The organism is Mycolicibacterium madagascariense (genome assembly GCF_010729665.1).
In the GTDB taxonomy this organism is placed as follows: domain Bacteria; phylum Actinomycetota; class Actinomycetes; order Mycobacteriales; family Mycobacteriaceae; genus Mycobacterium; species Mycobacterium madagascariense.
Genome location: NZ_AP022610.1, coordinates 2,703,044 through 2,719,817, shown reverse-complemented (window position 1 = coordinate 2,719,817; position 16,774 = coordinate 2,703,044). Strand labels below are relative to the sequence as shown.

Below are 16,774 nucleotides of genomic sequence, written 5' to 3'. Positions count from 1 at the left end.
GGCGTACCGGGATCGGGCCGCAGGGCGAGGCCGACGGTGCCTAGCCCCCCGGAGCCACGATCACGGTCGAGGGGGCCGCGGTCGCCACCGCCCCGACCGGGACGATCGGCGTGGGCGAGGCCGACGTGCTGGTGGACGAGCTGCTGGACGTGCCGCCCGACGCGCTGCTCGTGTCGGCCGGGTGGGCGGGCCGAGTCGGTGCCGTCTGGCCGTCGGGCAGCACGATCGGCGTGGACTTGTCACCGCTGCTCGACGAGTCGCTGGAATCCTGCGACGGCGGCCAGTCCACCGACGTGGGCGGCCACGATTCACCCGAGCCGCCCCCCGACGTGTCACCCGGGGGCGGGCACCCCGAGCCGGCACCGAAGTCACCGGCGCTGGTGCAGTCGGCGCGGGCGGGCCCCGCGACGACGACGGCGACCGGAGCGAGGACCAGCACGCCCGCGCTCAGCGCGGCGGCGGCAAATCTGAGATGTCTCACAGCGAGAGGATGTCCCCGTAGGCGTTGACGCTGTCGTCGGACTTGTCGGTGTCGATCATCACCGACGTGAAGAAGCGGATGGAGACCGCCCCGCCGCAGGCGTCGACCTTGACGTGCGCGTCGTGCACGACGATCTCGCCGGTGCGGCCCTTGAGCGCCTTCTTGCCGAGCCCGACGTTGGTGATGGTGCCCGGCAGGAGGTTGATGGACACGTTGCCGCCGAGATCGGCGTAGGGGCCGACGTCGTTGAAGAGGTTGGTGCCGTTGAACCCGGGACTGACCCCGAGGTCGGCGTCCCCGCCGATGCTGCCGCCCTCGCTGAGGTCGATCTGGCAGCCCAGCTGCAGCCCGACCACCAGCGTGCCCGAATTGACCGCCGACGTGCCGCTGCCGTCGATCGCAGCGGCGGCCTTGCCCGTGACGAAGCCCTCCCTGGTGAAGGCCGTCGCGGCCATGTTGGGCACCGAGTTGATCGTCATGCGCGTCAGCGACGCGCTGAGGTGCCACCCGTCGTCGGTATCCGCCGACTGCGTCACGTCTTCGACCGGGAGCGGATCGGCCCGGGCCATCCCCCCACCCACGCAGAGAAGAACCGCCGCGAAGGCGCCTGCGCGGAGAAGTCTGAGCACGCGCTGATCGTAAGGTCTACTGCTGAGTGATTCCTGGCATGTCCGCAGCCGCGTCTTGACAGAATGGTGACGTGGCGGCAAACACGACCGATCCGCTGACCGAGTTCTTGTCGCTGGCCTGCCTGGGCTACGCCCACGACGATGGTCCCGACCGCTGGGCGGCCGCCACGGCCGTCCTGGACGCTCACCCCGATCTGCCCGAGCGCAGCATCCACGCGGCGGCCGTCGTCGGCGATCCCGCCGCGGTGCGTAGGCATCTCGAGCAGCGGCCGCAGGACGTCGACGCACCCGGCGGTGCGCGCGGATGGACGGCGTTGTTCCACGTGGCCGCGTCGCGGGTGCCGCAGCGGGACCCGCTGGCAACGGCCCAGCTCCTGCTCGACGCGGGGGCCGACCCCAATGCGGGCTACGCGTCACCGGACCAACCGACCCCGTTCACCGTGCTGACCCTGTGCTTCGGCGAGGGCGAGCACGGTCCCGGCCGACAGCCGCGACATCCGGCAGGCGACGCACTGGCCGGCCTGCTGCTCGACCGGGGCGCCGATCCGAACGACGCCCAGACGCTGTACGACCGGATGTTCGGCCGTGACGACGGCCATCTGCGAATCCTGTTGCGCGCCGGGCTCGGTCGCGGTGACGGCGGCCCATGGCAGCGACGCCTCGGCGCCGCGCTGGAGACGCCGGACGAGATGGTGCGGCGTCAGGTCGACTGGGCACGCGACCACGGATTCACCGACCGGCTGGCCCTGCTGGCCGCGCACGGCTTCACCGAGGGATGCCCGGCGAACGCACCCTCGCCCTGGCGGCCACGCGGACCCCTGCCACCCATCGCCGGTGCGGGCACTCCCGCTGGCGTGCGGGAACTGGCTGCCGCCGGCGGTGACCTCGACGCTGCGTTCGACGGTCACACCCTGCTGCACCACGCCGCCTGGATCGGTGACGTCGAACTGGTTCGGGCGCTACTCGACTGTGGCGCGGACACCGGGGTCGTCGACACCACGTACGGTGCCACTCCCCTGGGCTGGGCGGAGCACGGTCACGCCGACGCCACGGCCGCGCTGCTGCGGGCTACTTCGAGCCGTACTTGATCTGCAGCGCGACGGCCACGATCGAGACGAGCCAGATCCCGGTGACGAACAGCGTCAGTCGGTCCAGGTTCTTCTCGACGACCGTGGAGCCCGACAGGCTCGACTGAACGCCGCCGCCGAACAGCGTCGACAGGCCGCCGCCCTTGGCCCGATGCAGCAGCACCAACAGGATCACCAGGACACTGGTGACGGCAAGGGTGATCTGCAGAGCCAAAATCATGGCCGCCAGAATACCGGGCGCCGCCGGTGATCAGGGCTGCGGGGTCAGGGAAGCGGTCCGCCCGCGGCGATCGCGGACAGGATGGCGAACTGCTCGCCGTCCAGCGACGCGCCACCGACCAGTGCACCGTCGACGTCGGCCTGGCCGACGATCTCGCCGACGTTCTTGGCGTTCACCGACCCGCCGTAGAGCACGCGCACGGTGTCGGCGATCGCGGGGGACGCCAACTCGCCGAGTTCGGCGCGGATCGCCGCGCACACCTCCTGGGCGTCGGCCGCGCTGGCCACCCGGCCGGTGCCGATCGCCCAGACGGGCTCGTAGGCGATCACGCTCGCGCCGATCTGCTCGGCTGACAGACCCGCCAGCGAACCCCTCAGCTGCGTGACGTTGTAGGCGACGTGGTCGCCGGCCTCGCGGATCTCGAGGCCCTCGCCGATGCAGACGATCGGGGTCAACCCGTGCTTCAACGCCGCCGCGGCCTTGGCGGCGACCAGCGCGTCGTCCTCGTGGTGATAGGTGCGCCGCTCGGAGTGCCCGACGACGGCGAACGAGCACCCCAGCTTGGCGAGGAACGACCCGCTGACCTCGCCGGTGTAGGCACCGGAGTCGTGCTTCGACACGTCCTGGGCGCCGTAGGTGAGCCGGAGCTTGTCGCCGTCGACGAGGGTCTGCACGCTGCGCAGGTCCGTGAACGGCGGGATGACGGTCACGTCGACCTTGTCGAAGTACTTGTCCGGCAACGAGAATGCGATCTTCTGCACCAGCGCGATGGCCTCGAAGTGGTTGAGGTTCATCTTCCAGTTGCCGGCGATGAGCGGCTTGCGGGCCATGTCGTCAGGACTCCAGTATCTGAATGCCGGGCAGTTCCTTGCCCTCGAGGTATTCCAGCGACGCACCGCCACCGGTCGAGATGTGGGAGAAGCCGTCGTCGGGCAGGCCGAGCTGGCGCACCGCCGCTGCCGAGTCACCGCCACCCACCACGCTGAACGCGCCCTTGGCCGTCGCGGCGACCACGGCCTCCGCGACACCCCTGGTCCCCGCCGCGAACGCCGGGAACTCGAAGACGCCCATCGGACCGTTCCAGAACACGGTCCTGGCGTTGGACAGCAGGGCCGTGAAGCGCTTGACGGATTCCGGGCCGATGTCCAGGCCCATCCGATCGTCGGGGATCGCGTCCGCCGCGACGGTCTCCGGCGACGCGTCGGCGGAGAACTGCTCGGCCACCACGACGTCCACCGGCAGGTGGATGACGTCGCCGTAGTCCTCGAGCAGTTTCTTGCAGGTGTCGATCATCTCCGGCTGCAACAGCGACGTACCCACCAAAACACCTTGCGCCGCAAGGAAGGTGAAGCACATGCCGCCGCCGATGACGATGCTGTCGGCCTTCGTCGCGAGGTTCTCGATGACCGCCAACTTGTCGGACACCTTCGAGCCGCCGAGGACCACCGCATAGGGCCGATCGGACGACGACGTCAGTTGCTCGAGCACCTTGACCTCGGTGGCCACCAGCGTGCCCGCGTAGTGCGGCAGCAGGGTGGCCACGTCGTACACCGAGGCCTGCTTGCGGTGCACCACGCCGAACCCGTCGGAGACGAACGCGCCACCGGAGCCGTCGGCGCCCCCGACCAGTTCGGCCAGCGCCTTCGCCAACGCGAGCCGTTCGGCGTCGTCCTTGCTGGTCTCCCGCGGGTCGAAGCGGACGTTCTCCAGCATCAGGACGTCACCGTCGGTCAGTCCCTCCGCACGCGCGAGCGCGTCGGAGCCGACCACGTCACCGGCGAGCTGGACGTGCCTGCCCAGTTGGGCGCCCAGTGCCGCAGCGACCGGGGCGAGGGAGAACTTCGGGTCGGGTCCGCCCTTGGGCCTGCCGAGGTGCGCCGCGACGACGACCTTGGCACCGGCGTCCGAAAGCGCCTTGAGCGTGGGCACCGACGCCAGGATCCGGCCCGGATCGGTGATGTTGCCCTCGTCGTCGAGTGGCACGTTCAGGTCCGAGCGCACCAGGACGCCGCGGCCCTCGACGCCGTCAGCCAGCAGGTCCTCGAGTGATCTGATCGCCATCGTCGACGGTCAGAGCGACTTGCCGACCAAGGCGACCAGGTCGACGAGGCGGTTGGAGTAACCCCACTCGTTGTCGTACCACGACACGACCTTGGCCTGGTTGTCGATGACCTTGGTCAAGCCGGAGTCGAACAGCGAGCTGTGCGGATCGGTGACGATGTCGCTGGACACGATCGGCGCGTCGTAGTACTTGAGGATGCCCTTGAGCGGTCCGTCGGCGGCGGCCTTGAACGCGGCGTTGATCTCGTCGGCGCTGGCCGACTTCGACAGCTCGGCGGTCAGGTCGGTGACCGAACCCGTGGGGATCGGCACCCGCAGCGCGTAACCGTCGAGCTTGCCCTTCAGCTCGGGCAGCACCAGGCCGATGGCCTTGGCCGCGCCGGTGGAGGTCGGCACGATGTTGATCGCGGCGGCGCGGGCGCGGCGCAGATCCTTGTGCGGCCCGTCCTGCAGGTTCTGGTCCTGGGTGTAGGCGTGGATGGTCGTCATGAGGCCCTTGACGATGCCGAACTCGTCGTTGAGCACCTTGGCCAGCGGGCCCAGGCAGTTCGTGGTGCACGACGCGTTGGAGATGATGTTCTGGCTGCCGTCGTACTTGTCGTCGTTGACGCCCAGCACGATCGTGATGTCCTCGTCGGTCGCGGGCGCGGAGATGATGACCTTCTTCGCACCGGCGTCGAGGTGTCCCTTGGCCTTCGCGGCGTTGGTGAAGATGCCGGTGGACTCGACCACCACGTCGACGCCGAGGTCACCCCACGGCAGCGCGGCCGGCCCCTCCTTGACCTCGAGGGCCTTGATCTTCGTGTCGCCGACGACGATGGTGTCGTCGCCTTCGAGGCTGACCTCGTACGGCAACCGGCCGAGGATGGAGTCGAACTTCAGCAGGTGCGCCAGCGTCGCGTTGTCCGTCAGGTCGTTGACCGCGATGATCTCGATGTCGGCGTTCTTGCCGGACGCCTTCTGCGCGTCGAGGGCCCTGAAGAAGTTACGGCCGATGCGTCCGAACCCGTTTACGCCTACTCGAACCGTCACTGTCTGTACTCCTTAGGTCTCGATCCCTGGCGGATGTCTGAAGTCGAATTTCTCGGTCGTCAGCCTAGTGGTGCGCCGATCACGGCGCGAAGGCTGGTCAGTGGGCGGCCGGACCGCCGCCGCGGCTCGGTGTGCCGGGCCCGGGTCACGCGTCGTCGAGCAGGTCCGGGGTCACCGCGGACTCGGTGTCGGGGATGCCGTCCTGCTTGGCCTTGCGATCGGCCATCGACAGCAGTCGTCGGATGCGGCCGGCGACCGCGTCCTTCGTCATCGGCGGATCGGCCAGCCTGCCGAGCTCCTCGAGCGACGCCTGCCGGTGCTCGACGCGCAGCTTGCCCGCCGCCGAGAGATGGTCGGGCACCGAGTCGCCGAGGATGTTGAGTGCCCGCTCGACCCGGGCCGCGGCTGCCACTGCGGCGCGCGCGGAGCGGCGCAGGTTCGCATCGTCGAAGTTGGCCAGGCGGTTGGCCGTGGCCCGCACCTCACGGCGCAGCCGGCGCTCCTCCCACGTCAGCCGGGTGTCCTGGGCGCCCATCCGGGTCAGCAGCGCGCCGATGGCCTCGCCGTCGCGCACGACGACGCGGTCGCTGCCCCGCACCTCGCGTGCCTTCGCGCTCACGCCGAGGCGCCGGGCCGCACCCACCAGGGCGAGGGCCGCCTCGGGGCCGGGGCAACTGATCTCCAGTGACGACGAACGCCCGGGTTCCGTCAGCGAGCCGTGCGCCAAAAACGCTCCGCGCCAAGCGGCTTCGGCATCACCGACGCTACCGCCGACGACCTGCGCCGGCAGCCCGCGCACCGGCCGGCCGCGCAGGTCGAGCAGCCCGGTCTGCCTGGCGAGCGCCTCGCCGTCCTGGGCGACCCTGACGACGTAGCGGGTGCCCTTGCGGATGCCGCTGGCCGTCAGCACGTGGACGACGGCGTTGTAGCCGTAGAGATCGTGGATGTCCTTGCGGAGCCGGCGCGCGATCACCCCGAGGTCCACCTCGGCCTCGACGACCACCCGGCCCGACACGATGTGCAGGCCCCCGGCGAAGCGCAGCAGGGAGGCGACCTCGGCCCGACGCGCGCTGACCGAGTTGATCACGAGTCGGCTGAGCTCGTCCTTGACCTCGGCTGTCATCGCCACGAATCCGTCACCTCTCGTCGACCGACCGAGCGGCGGCAGTTGGCACCGTCGGCGTGACGGGTGCCCTGCCGCGCAGTCGCACCCGCTCCAGCGCAGCAGCCAACCTCGCCGGGTCATGTAATGGTGTACCAGGTCTGGATACGTCAGCAAACTCGACCTGAGCGTCGAGGCTGGCCGCCGTGCGCCGCAGTTGATCACGTTCGCGCTCTCCGGGCACGCGGGCTGCGTCGACCACGATCTCGTGCACGGTGAAACCCGGTGCGTGCTGGGCCAATACGTGAATGTGCCGCTCGGCGGAGAATCCCGCGGTCTCACCCGGCTCGGCCACCAGGTTGAGCACCAGCGCGCGGCGCGCCTCGGTCGCCTGCAGTGCCGCCACCAGCTGGGGCACCAGCACGTGCGGGATGACGCTGGTGAACCACGAGCCGGGGCCGAGCACCACCAGGTCGGCCGCCATGATCGCGTCGACCGCCTGCCGCGTCGCGGGCGGGTTGCCGGGCAGCAGCCGCACCCGGCGGACCTTGCCGACCGTGGTGGCCACCGCGACCTGCCCCCTGATCACGCGGCTCATCCGCGGATCGGACTCCAGACCGGCCACGTCGGCCTCGATCTGCAGGGCGATCGGGCACATCGGCAGCACCCGGCCCTTGAGGTCGAGGATGCGGCCGAGCTCGTCGAGCGCGGCGACCGGATCGGCGAGCACCTCGTTCAAGCCGGCGAGCAGCAGGTTGCCGATCGGGTGACCGGCCAGCGCGCCGCTGCCGCCGAACCGGTGCTGCATGATCGTGGCCCACAGGTGACCGTGCGGAGTGTCGGAAGCCAACGCCGCCAACGCCATTCGTAGATCGCCCGGGGGCACGATGTCCAGCTCGCTGCGCAGCCGACCCGACGAACCGCCGTCGTCGGCGACCGTGACCACCGCCGTCACGTGCGGGGTCAGCCGACGCAGCGCCGACAGCGTCGCATACAGGCCGTGGCCCCCGCCGAGCGCGACGATGCGGGCGCTCATTCGCGGCCCAGATCCCGGTGCAGCACCCGCACCGTCAATTCGCCCTCGGCGCCGAGGCGCCCGGCGAGCGCCTCGGCGATGGCCACGCTGCGGTGCTTGCCGCCCGTGCAACCGATGGCGACGGTCATGTAGCGCTTGCCCTCCCTGCGGTATCCGTCGATGACGACGTCCAGCAGACGATGGTAGGTGTCGATGAAGTCCGCCGCCCCTGATTGACCGAGGACGTAGTCCCGCACCGCGGGATGCTGACCGGTGTGCGGGCGCAGTTCGTCGACCCAGTGCGGGTTGGGCAGGAACCGCACGTCCATCACGGTGTCGGCGTCCATCGGCAGCCCGTACTTGTAGCCGAAGGACTCCACGGTGACGTTGGTGTGGGCCACGGTCTCCGCGGCGAAGGCCCGCTCGATCGTCTCGCGCAGCGCGGGCACCGGCAGCGACGACGTGTCGATCACCAGGTCGGCCGCCGCGCGGATCGGCGCCAGCATCGTGCGCTCGGCGGTAATGCCCTCCGCCAGAGTCTGATTGCCCTGCAGGGGGTGGCTGCGCCGGTTCTGTTCGTACCGGCGCACCAGGATGTCGTCGGACGCCTCGAGGAACAGCACGCGCGGTGTGATGTCACGCGTCGCGAGGTCGTTGCGGACCCACTCCAGATCGCCGGTGAACCCGCGGGAGCGCACGTCCATGACGACGGCGAGCTGGGTGATGCGCGAGCCCGCCGCCAACCCCAGCTCGACCATCCGTGCGATGAGCTCGGGCGGCAGGTTGTCGGCGACGTACCAGCCGAGGTCCTCGAGCACCTTGGCCGCCGTGCCGCGGCCCGCGCCCGAGAGCCCCGTGACGAGGACGACGTCGATGCCCGCCGTCGGCTCCTCGGTGCTGGGACCGTCGTGCACGGCCTCGTTCACGCGTGGTCCTGCCCGGGCTGCTCGCTGATCGTCATGTCCTGGCCCGTCATCGCTGAATCCTCGTCCCTGATCGTAGGCACCCCGAGCGCCTCCAGGACGGCGTTCGCCGTGGCCACCCCGATTCCCGGCACCGAGGTGATCTCCTCGACGCTGGCGTCCTTCAACCGGGCCACCGACCCGAAGTGCGTCACCAACGCCTTGCGCCGGTGCTCCCCCAGCCCCCGCACGGAGTCTAGTGCCGAGGCGGTCATCCGCTTGGACCGCTTGCTGCGGTGGTAGCTGATGGCGAAGCGGTGGGCCTCGTCGCGCACGCGCTGCAGCAGATACAGCCCGTCGCTGTTGCGCGGCATGATCACCGGATCGGCCTCGGCGGGCACCCACACCTCCTCGAGCCGCTTGGCCAGCCCGATCACCGCGACGTCGGTGACGCCGAGCTCGTCGAGCACGGCGGCGGCCGCGTTCACCTGCGGCGCGCCACCGTCGACGACGAACAGGTTGGGCGGGTAGGCGAAGCGTCGGGCCTTCCCGTCCTCGACGACGGGCGCCTGAGCGTCGGCTACGTGCCGGGCGAAGCGCCGCCGGGTCACCTCGGCGATGGAGGCGACGTCGTCGGAGCGCCCGTCACCGGCGGCCTCCCGGATGGCGTAGTGCCGGTAGTCCGACTTGCGGGGCAGTCCGTCCTCGAACACCACCAGCGAGGCCACCACGTCGGTGCCCTGCACGTGGCTGATGTCGATGCACTCGATGCGCAGCGGGGCGTCGGCCAGACCCAGGAATTCCTGGATGTTCTGCAGCGCTTCGGATCTGGCGTTGAAGTCCCCCGCCCGCTTGAGCTTGTGCTGCTGCAGCGCCTCCTTCGCGTTGCGGTGCACCGTCTCGGCGAGCGCGCGCTTGTCACCGCGCACCGGCACCCGGATCTGCACCTTGGAGCCGCGCAGCTCGCACAGCCACGTCTCGAGTTCCTCGGCGTTGTCCGGCAGCACCGGAACCAGCACCTGCCTCGGGACGAGGTTGGTGGCGTCGTCCGCGGCGCCACCCAGCTCGGCCTGGTCGCCGTAGAACTGCGTGAGGAACTGTTCCACCAGGTGCTCCTGACCGGATTTGCCTGGCTCACCGGATTTCTCGACCACCCAGCCGCGCTGGCCGCGGACCCGGCCGCCGCGGACGTGGAACACCTGCACGGCGGCCTCGAGCTCGTCGTCGGCGAAGGCGACCACGTCGGCGTCGGTGCCGTCGCCGAACACCACCGTCTGCTTCTCCAGCGCCCGCTTGAGCGCGCCGATGTCGTCGCGCAGCCGGGCGGCGCGCTCGAAGTCGAGCTCCGCGGCGGCGGCGTTCATCTGCTGTTCCATGTCGCGGGCCAACCGGTCGGTCTTGCCCGCCAGGAAGTCGCAGAAGTCCAGCACGATCCTGCGGTGCTCCTCGGCCGAGACCCGACCGACGCACGGCGCCGAGCACTTGTCGATGTAGCCGAGCAGGCAGGGTCGGCCAATCTGATTGTGCCGCTTGAAGACTCCGTTGGAACACGTGCGGGCCGGGAAGACCCTGGTGAGCAGGTCGAGCGTCTCGCGGATCGCCCAGGCATGGGAGTAGGGGCCGAAGTACCGCACGCCCTTGCGACGCGGGCCGCGGTAGACGAACAGCCGCGGGTACTCCTCGTTGAGCGTCACCGCCAGCACCGGGTAGGACTTGTCGTCGCGGTAGCGGATGTTGAACCGCGGGTCGAATTCCTTGATCCAGTTGTATTCCAGTTGCAGCGCTTCGACTTCGGTGCCGACGACCGTCCACTCGACGCTGCCCGCCGTCATCACCATCTGCCGGGTGCGCGGCGCCAGCCCGGACAGATCGGCGAAGTAGGAGTTGAGCCGGCTGCGCAGGCTCTTCGCCTTGCCGACGTAGATCACCCTGCCGTGCGGATCGCGGAATCGGTATACGCCGGGCTCGACGGGTATCGAGCCCGGCGCAGGCCGGTAGGTCGCGGGATCGGGCACGATTACAGGTTAGTTGGGGCCGCCGACGCCGGTCACGAGGTCGTCCACGTAGGCGCAGAACGCGGCGCCCTTGGCGGCGTAGTTGGCGAACAGGTCGTAGCTGGCCGCCCCCGGCGACAGCAGCACGACGTCGACGTCGGGCAGCGCCGCGGCGGTGCGCACGGCCTCCCGGAGTCCGGAGACCACGTGGGTCCGCGACGGATGGTCCGCGGCGAACCCCCGGCCGATCGCGACGCCATTCGTCGGCGCCTGGATGAGCGACACCCGGCGGGCCCCGCTGCGCAGGTAGGCGTCGAGCTGGTCGTAGTTCAGCGCCCGGTCCAGCCCGCCGACGATCAGCGCGACGTGCTCGGCCGGATCCATCGCCCGCAGGGCGGCGGTCACGCTCTCCCCCGTCGTCGCCAGGGTGTCGTCGATCCACCGGATGCGTCCCGTGGTGCGCACCGTCTGTAGGCGGTGCGGCAGACCCCCGTAGCCGAGCACGGCGGCGTCGAACTCCGACGGTGAAACCGGCCTGCCGAGGACCTCCTCGGCGGCGGCCGCGGCCAGCGCACCGTTGATGCGGTTGTGCTCGTAGGTCATCACCGATCGGCCGTCGCCCGCGGGCGTGGCGCGCACCGAGGCGGGGTCGACGAGCCGCAGCCGGTCCTGCGGGGGTGCGACGCCGAGACGGTCGAGCGCGCCGACCACCTCGGGGGTCGTGACCAGCGTGCGGGCGCCGCGGCGAAACACGTTGGCCTTGGCCAGGTAGTACTCGTCGCGGTCGCCGTGCCAGTCCAGGTGGTCCTGGTAGAGATTCGTGATCACCGCGACCGCCGGCGAGGTGGTCAGCAGCGCCGCCTGCTGACTGGACAGCTCCGCCACGACCACGGCGTCCGGGGCGGGCGCCAGGTCTGACAGCGGCGTGCCGATGTTGCCCGCCACGACGGTGTCGACCCCCATCCCGGTCAGCAGGTGCCCGAGGAACGACGCGGTCGTGCTCTTGCCCTTGGTGCCGGTGACGCCGATCGTCGCCGCGCCGTGGCGGGCCATGAACCAGTCCGCCGCGCTGGTGACCCGGATGCCCGATCCGCGCAACGCCTCGAAGACAGGCTGGCGCCACGGCACCCCGGGGCTGACGAAGACGACGTCGCACTCGCCGAGCCGGTCGAGGTGCTCGGGGCCGCGGTACACCACGAGACCGTCGATGCCCTCGGGCTCCTCGAAGGGAAGGCGGCCGGCGTCGTCGACGGCTTCGATGCGCGCGGCACCCGCCGCGGCGGCGGTCCTGGCGACGGAGACGCCCTCGCGCCCGAAACCCCAGATGCCGACCGTCAGCCCCGCGAGGTCGGACGGTGGCGGTGTCACGTCGCGGCCAGCGCGCCGCGGTACCGGTCGGGCACGTAGTCGACCGCGCTGCCGCCGTCGTCGGCGCCGGCGGCGACCTTCTCGAGTTCGTCACGGCGCGAACGGAATTCCTCGACCAGCGGCACGCCGGACCACGCATCGTCGTCGAGCACGTCGAGGAGTGACTGCGCGGCCTCGTAGTACTCGCCGACGCATTCGAAGGGCTTGTGCACCCCGAGGCCGACGATGTCCTCGAAACCGGGCCGATTGTCCGTCTCGGCGTAGAGGTCGTGGCCGAAGATCGCCGACACCTCGGCGCGGCCGAGTCGCGGCGCCATCAGGCCGTAGACGAACAGGCACTTCGGGCAGTGGCCGCACCAGGTCGCCCCGCGGCGGCCCGCGTCGATCGCGAAGGGCCGGTTGCAGCTGATGAAGTCGCGGAAGTACTGCGGGCTGCTGCGGAAGCGGTCGGCGATCTCGGATTCCGACAGCGGACGCAACAGCGAGAAGTAGCGATCCGGATCGAACCCGTAGGCCGCCAACGTGTCTCGCAGCAAGGTCTCGTAGGAGATGCTCTTCGACCACTGGTGGTTGACGTCGCGCCCCTCCCACGTCACGTTGCCCACGTTGGAGGACCGCTCGTTGGACAGGACGACGGGCCCGAGGCCGTTCGCATCGGCGACGACGAGACCGATGACGCTGTTGATCGCCGTGACCGGCACGTGCCCGTTGTGGGCGCCCCGCGCGTTGGCCTCGATCAGCCTGCGGTCGATCCGGCGCCGCACCCGCACGCTGTCGAGCCCGCTGATCGCGATGCAGCGGTCGATGGGGTCGAACTCGTTGACGCTGAACAGCATCGGGTGGAACCCGTGCCGCTTGAGCGCCTCGATGGTCACGACGGAGTCCTTGCCTCCGCCGACGGGCACCAGCGGTGCGGCCTCGGGGTCCCAGCCGTCGGCGGGACCGACCGCCACGTCGGCCTCGGCACCGCTGATCACCGGCGTAAGCGCGGCCGGCAGCCCGTTGCGATAGGCGAACTCCCCCAGCCCCCCGGCGATCAGCTCGCTGAGGTAGTGCCGCTCGAATCCGGTGGTGGGAAAGGCGATCTCGATGGCGGGCGGGGCGGCCGCCTTGTAGTAGCTCGGCGAACAGGTCAGCGCCAGCAACCGCAGCAGCCGGTCATCCGGGGTGCGCCCGCCGAGCGCCGGGCCGAACTCGACGACCTCGGTGAACGACTCGTCACGGTCACCGCGCAGGGTGAAGTGGGCGCTGAACGTGCCGTCGGAGCTCACTTCCCAGCCGTCGATCGTCATGGCGCGGAAGGACGTTGGATCGAACGGGTTCACGACCACCTCGCGAACGACGGGACCGTGTCGGCGTCGACCGGGAACGCCGCACCGGCGACCTCGGCCACCGGGTGGGTCTCGAAGCGTGGCGACACCCACCAGACCCGCTCGGCGTCGGGGGGACACGCAGCGACCCGCTCGACCCCGGCCAGGGCACCGCAGCGGGTCAACTGGTCGAGGATCGACGTCGGCTCGGGGTTGTCGACGCCGACCGCGCCGTCGGGGGTCTGGCACACCAGCGCGCCGAGTAGAGGTACGCCGCCGCACAACCCGTCGGCGTAGCCGCGCTCGTTCAGCAAGCGCTCGCGCTGATCCAGCTCGCCCCTGCTGGTGGTCCGGGCGGCCATCCTCCGCCACCAGGGATCGGTGGCCAGATGCGCGTGCGGCACCGACGCGTCACCCGCGACGAACACGGGCACCGGTTGCCACGGCGTCACCGGCGCGCGGGACACCAGGATGGCGGTGTCGGTCAGCGTCACGGTGATGGCGGTCGCCGCCGCGGTGGACGCACCCGCCAGCGCGGTCGCGAGATCCGACCGGTCCGGCATCGCGACACCGAAGAACTCCGCGGGTTCGGCGAGATACCGCCACGCCTCGTCGACGTCGGGTGGACGGCCGCCGACGACGGGGAACACGAGCGTCGGCAGGGTCCCGGGACGGACGATGAGCTGCGTCGCGCACAACTGGGAGGAGTCGGTTTCCGGAGCGGTCACCGACGTGCGAAAATGGGTCACTATCTGCGAATTCTACCGTACTGCGTGAAGGAGTCATGCGACGCCGCATGAGTGCCCCAACGGTTACCCGACTCGCCGAATCGGACTGGCGCGTGTTCGCCACGCTCCGACTTCGCGCGCTGGACGACACCCTGGGCACCCATGATCAGCAGTACCGCCAGGAGGTCGTGTTCACCGCCGCGCAGTGGCGCCGACGGCTGCGCGCCCACGCCCAGTTCGCGGTGCGCCTGGACGACCACCTCGTCGGGCTCATCGGCGCCCAGCGTCAGAGCGTGGACTCGGTCTACCTGTACTCGCTGTGGCTGGAACCCGGGATGCGCGGCCGCGGGCTGGGACATCAGCTGGTGACCGCCGCCATCGATTGGGCGCGCACCCAGCGCGTGCGGTTCGTCACGCTGCGCGTCGACGCCGCCAACGCCGCAGCCCGCGGGGTCTACGAGGAGCTGGGCTTCGGGGTCGTCGACGCGTCGGCCCCGTCCCAGGAGCTCACGATGTCGCTGAACGTCGGGTGACGTCGGGCCGGTACTTCACGACCAGCGCGCGCACCGCGTCCATCGCGTCGACGGCGCGCAGCTTGTCCACCGATTGAATGGCCATCAGCGGGACGTACTCGTCGTCGGGCAGGTCGACGCGCGCCCACCGCGCCCCGGTCGGGAACCTCACGTCGACGACGATCGACCACGGAATCAGCTTGTCGCCGAACAGGTTTCGCACCAGCAGTCCCGCCGACCCGACCCTGAGTCGCGGGCGAGCGAACAGCAGGACCAGACCCCCGATGATGACGCCCAGCAGGCCCATTGCGATCTGATCGGCGGTCTGGAAGTACACCCCCGACGACCGGATCTTGAGCAGGAAGCCGACGGCGACGTGCGCGATGACGATCAGGGCGGCGGCGCCGTAGGCGAAGTACGGGGTCAGGTGCGGCCTGACCTCGAGATCCCAGCCGGCGTCGTCGGTCACGAGTGCGCGCGCAGGTCGCGCAGCGTCAGTGCCGTCGAGAGCGCGGCGGCCGCGGCCTGGGCGCCCTTGTCCTCCGCCGACCCGGGCAGGCCGGCGCGGTCGAGCGCCTGCTGCTCGTCGTTGGTCGTCAGGACGCCGTTGGCGACGGGCGTGCCCTCGTCGAGCGACACCCGCGTCAGCCCCTGGGTCACGGCGTCGCAGACGTAGTCGAAGTGCGGCGTCTGCCCGCGGATGACCACCCCGAGGGCGACGACCGCATCGTGCGACTTGGCCAATTGCTGTGCCACGACCGGGATTTCGATGGCTCCGAGCACGCGGACCACGTCGGGGTCGGCGACGCCCGATTCGGCCGCCGTCCTTCGGGCGCCGTCGAGGAGGGCCTCGCAGATCGTGTCGTGCCAGGTGCTGGCGACGATCGCCAGCCGTAGCCCCGACGCGTCGACCGCCGGCATGTCGGGAACGCCTGCGCCTCCGCTCACGGCGTCGCACCGCCCCGCTCGGTCGCGGTCGGCGGCAACCGGTCGCCGAGGAGGTACACGCCCTCGTCGTAGCCGTTCATCGACACCGACTCGTCGTAGTCGTCCAGACCCGTCAGGTCGTGGCCCATCCGGTCGCGCTTGGTCATCAGGTAGCGGATGTTCTCCGCATTGGCCCGCACCGGCAGCGGCACCCGCTCGATGATGTGCAGACCGTAACCGTCCAGGCCCACGCGCTTGGCCGGGTTGTTCGTCAGCAGGCGCATGGACCGGATGCCCAGGTCGACGAGGATCTGCGCCCCGATGCCGTAGTCGCGGGCGTCGGCAGGCAGACCAAGCTTGAGGTTCGCGTCGACGGTGTCCTCGCCGGCGTCCTGCAGCTGATAGGCCTGCAGCTTGTGCAGCAACCCGATGCCGCGGCCCTCGTGCCCGCGCATGTACAGCACGACGCCGCGGCCCTCGCGGGCGATCATCGCCATCGCCGCGTCCAGCTGCGGCCCGCAGTCGCAGCGGCGCGACCCGAACACGTCGCCGGTCAGGCACTCGGAGTGCACGCGCACCAGCACGTCGTGGCCGTCGCTGTCGGGCCCGGAGACGTCGCCACGCACCAGGGCGACGTGTTCGACGTCGTCGTAGATGCTGGTGTAGCCCACGGCCCGGAACTCGCCGTGACGGGTCGGGATGCGCGCCTCGGCGATGCGCTCGATGTGCTTCTCGTGCTTGCGGCGCCACTCGATGAGGTCGGCGATCGAGATCAGGGCCAGGTCGTGGTCGTCGGCGAAGACCCGTAGCTCGTCGGTCTGGGCCATCTCGCCCTCGTCCTTCTGGCTGACGATCTCGCAGATCGCGCCCGCGGGCTGCAACCCGGCGAGCCGGGCCAGGTCGACGGCCGCCTCGGTGTGGCCGGGCCTACGCAGCACGCCACCCTCCTTGGCGCGCAGCGGAACGACGTGCCCCGGCCGGGTGAAGTCGTCGGCGACCGCCGCCGGATCGGCGAGCAGGCGCATCGTCGTCGCGCGGTCCGAGGCCGAGATGCCGGTGCCCACGCCCTTCTTGGCATCGACGGTGACCGTGTAGGCCGTGCCGTGCTTGTCCTGGTTGACCGCATACATCGGTAGCAGGCCGAGCCGGTCGCACACGTCACCGGCCAGCGGGACGCACAGGTAGCCGGAGGTGTAGCGGACCATGAACGCGACGAGCTCCGGGGTGGCCTTCTCCGCCGCGAAGATCAGGTCGCCCTCGTTCTCGCGGTCCTCGTCGTCGATGACGACGACGGCCTTGCCCGCGGCGATGTCGGCGATCGCCCGTTCGACGGAATCCAGCCTCGTCATCCCTGCCACCCTTGCCGTCCCGGTCGGGACCTTCGAGCCCTGCGACGTCCACAGAT

Annotated in this window: 18 protein-coding genes; 2 read left to right on the top strand and 16 right to left on the bottom strand. The window is 70.5% G+C overall.

Annotation, left to right across the window (positions count from 1 at the left end; all coding sequences use genetic code 11):
• Positions 1-40: 40 nt before the first annotated feature.
• On the bottom strand, positions 41-481 hold the full coding sequence (locus G6N60_RS12840) for a hypothetical protein (protein WP_163737482.1): 441 nt from the start codon (positions 479-481) through the stop codon (positions 41-43).
• Positions 478-1,050, bottom strand: coding sequence for an MspA family porin (locus tag G6N60_RS12835; protein WP_276028094.1), 573 nt, complete (start codon positions 1,048-1,050; stop codon positions 478-480). The genes G6N60_RS12840 and G6N60_RS12835 overlap by 4 nt, the downstream gene beginning before the upstream one ends.
• A gap of 131 nt (positions 1,051-1,181) precedes the next feature.
• Here G6N60_RS12835 and G6N60_RS12830 point away from each other — a divergent pair, with 131 nt between their 5' ends.
• On the top strand, positions 1,182-2,198 hold the full coding sequence (locus G6N60_RS12830) for an ankyrin repeat domain-containing protein (protein WP_163737478.1): 1,017 nt from the start codon (positions 1,182-1,184) through the stop codon (positions 2,196-2,198).
• On the opposite strand, the gene secG is transcribed toward G6N60_RS12830, so the two are convergent.
• The 11 genes from secG to G6N60_RS12775 form a co-directional block, all read right to left on the bottom strand.
• Positions 2,179-2,418: a preprotein translocase subunit SecG gene (gene secG / locus G6N60_RS12825; protein WP_163737475.1), complete on the bottom strand. Its 240-nt coding sequence runs from the start codon at positions 2,416-2,418 to the stop codon at positions 2,179-2,181. The two genes, G6N60_RS12830 and secG, sit on opposite strands and share 20 nt — an antisense overlap.
• Positions 2,419-2,462: 44 nt before the next feature.
• Positions 2,463-3,248 carry a triose-phosphate isomerase gene (tpiA, locus tag G6N60_RS12820; RefSeq protein WP_163737472.1) on the bottom strand — a complete coding sequence of 262 codons (786 nt, stop codon included), beginning with the start codon at positions 3,246-3,248 and terminating at the stop codon, positions 2,463-2,465.
• A 4-nt stretch (positions 3,249-3,252) separates the two neighbouring features.
• Positions 3,253-4,479: a phosphoglycerate kinase gene (locus tag G6N60_RS12815; protein ID WP_163737469.1), complete on the bottom strand. Its 1,227-nt coding sequence runs from the start codon at positions 4,477-4,479 to the stop codon at positions 3,253-3,255.
• A gap of 9 nt (positions 4,480-4,488) precedes the next feature.
• A complete protein-coding gene (gene gap, locus G6N60_RS12810) occupies positions 4,489-5,511 on the bottom strand; it encodes a type I glyceraldehyde-3-phosphate dehydrogenase (RefSeq protein ID WP_163737465.1) in 1,023 nt (340 codons plus the stop codon).
• 145 nt (positions 5,512-5,656) lie between these two features.
• Positions 5,657-6,634, bottom strand: coding sequence for a DNA-binding protein WhiA (gene whiA / locus G6N60_RS12805; protein ID WP_163743877.1), 978 nt, complete (start codon positions 6,632-6,634; stop codon positions 5,657-5,659).
• A 13-nt stretch (positions 6,635-6,647) separates the two neighbouring features.
• On the bottom strand, positions 6,648-7,649 hold the full coding sequence (locus tag G6N60_RS12800; RefSeq protein ID WP_163737462.1) for a gluconeogenesis factor YvcK family protein: 1,002 nt from the start codon (positions 7,647-7,649) through the stop codon (positions 6,648-6,650).
• Positions 7,646-8,554 (bottom strand): RNase adapter RapZ, encoded by a 909-nt coding sequence (gene rapZ, locus G6N60_RS12795; protein ID WP_246240616.1) that lies wholly within the window; start codon positions 8,552-8,554, stop codon positions 7,646-7,648. The genes G6N60_RS12800 and rapZ overlap by 4 nt, the downstream gene beginning before the upstream one ends.
• Positions 8,551-10,545: an excinuclease ABC subunit UvrC gene (uvrC, locus tag G6N60_RS12790; protein WP_163737459.1), complete on the bottom strand. Its 1,995-nt coding sequence runs from the start codon at positions 10,543-10,545 to the stop codon at positions 8,551-8,553. The genes rapZ and uvrC overlap by 4 nt, the downstream gene beginning before the upstream one ends.
• Positions 10,546-10,554: 9 nt before the next feature.
• Positions 10,555-11,892: a UDP-N-acetylmuramoyl-L-alanine--D-glutamate ligase gene (murD, locus tag G6N60_RS12785; protein WP_163737455.1), complete on the bottom strand. Its 1,338-nt coding sequence runs from the start codon at positions 11,890-11,892 to the stop codon at positions 10,555-10,557.
• Entirely contained in the window at positions 11,889-13,217 is a 1,329-nt protein-coding gene (locus tag G6N60_RS12780) for a MurL-like N-terminal domain-containing (protein WP_246240613.1), read from the bottom strand. The genes murD and G6N60_RS12780 overlap by 4 nt, the downstream gene beginning before the upstream one ends.
• On the bottom strand, positions 13,214-13,930 hold the full coding sequence (locus G6N60_RS12775) for a hypothetical protein (protein ID WP_163737452.1): 717 nt from the start codon (positions 13,928-13,930) through the stop codon (positions 13,214-13,216). The genes G6N60_RS12780 and G6N60_RS12775 overlap by 4 nt, the downstream gene beginning before the upstream one ends.
• Before the next feature lie 68 nt (positions 13,931-13,998).
• Here G6N60_RS12775 and G6N60_RS12770 point away from each other — a divergent pair, with 68 nt between their 5' ends.
• Positions 13,999-14,463, top strand: coding sequence for a GNAT family N-acetyltransferase (locus G6N60_RS12770; protein WP_163737449.1), 465 nt, complete (start codon positions 13,999-14,001; stop codon positions 14,461-14,463).
• Here G6N60_RS12770 and G6N60_RS12765 read toward each other — a convergent pair.
• Genes G6N60_RS12765 through G6N60_RS12755 form a run of 3 tightly spaced genes read right to left on the bottom strand, consistent with a single transcriptional unit; the run spans position 14,438 to position 16,718 of the window.
• Positions 14,438-14,911: a PH domain-containing protein gene (locus tag G6N60_RS12765; RefSeq protein WP_163737447.1), complete on the bottom strand. Its 474-nt coding sequence runs from the start codon at positions 14,909-14,911 to the stop codon at positions 14,438-14,440. The two genes, G6N60_RS12770 and G6N60_RS12765, sit on opposite strands and share 26 nt — an antisense overlap.
• Positions 14,908-15,390 carry a 6,7-dimethyl-8-ribityllumazine synthase gene (gene ribH, locus G6N60_RS12760; protein ID WP_163737444.1) on the bottom strand — a complete coding sequence of 161 codons (483 nt, stop codon included), beginning with the start codon at positions 15,388-15,390 and terminating at the stop codon, positions 14,908-14,910. The genes G6N60_RS12765 and ribH overlap by 4 nt, the downstream gene beginning before the upstream one ends.
• Positions 15,387-16,718, bottom strand: coding sequence for a bifunctional 3,4-dihydroxy-2-butanone-4-phosphate synthase/GTP cyclohydrolase II (locus tag G6N60_RS12755; RefSeq protein WP_163737441.1), 1,332 nt, complete (start codon positions 16,716-16,718; stop codon positions 15,387-15,389). Before G6N60_RS12755 ends, ribH begins: the two co-directional genes overlap by 4 nt.
• Positions 16,719-16,774 lie beyond the last annotated feature (56 nt).

Excerpts from the sequence above, each read along its gene's own strand:
- G6N60_RS12835 (WP_276028094.1), bottom strand. The coding sequence starts at position 1,050 with ATGGCCCGGGCCGATCCGCTCCCGGTCGAAGACGTGACGCAGTCGGCG.
- secG (WP_163737475.1), bottom strand. The coding sequence starts at position 2,418 with ATGATTTTGGCTCTGCAGATCACCCTTGCCGTCACCAGTGTCCTGGTG.
- tpiA (WP_163737472.1), bottom strand. The coding sequence starts at position 3,248 with ATGGCCCGCAAGCCGCTCATCGCCGGCAACTGGAAGATGAACCTCAAC.
- G6N60_RS12815 (WP_163737469.1), bottom strand. The coding sequence starts at position 4,479 with ATGGCGATCAGATCACTCGAGGACCTGCTGGCTGACGGCGTCGAGGGC.
- whiA (WP_163743877.1), bottom strand. The coding sequence starts at position 6,634 with ATGACAGCCGAGGTCAAGGACGAGCTCAGCCGACTCGTGATCAACTCG.
- G6N60_RS12800 (WP_163737462.1), bottom strand. The coding sequence starts at position 7,649 with ATGAGCGCCCGCATCGTCGCGCTCGGCGGGGGCCACGGCCTGTATGCG.
- G6N60_RS12770 (WP_163737449.1), top strand. The coding sequence starts at position 13,999 with ATGAGTGCCCCAACGGTTACCCGACTCGCCGAATCGGACTGGCGCGTG.
- G6N60_RS12755 (WP_163737441.1), bottom strand. The coding sequence starts at position 16,718 with ATGACGAGGCTGGATTCCGTCGAACGGGCGATCGCCGACATCGCCGCG.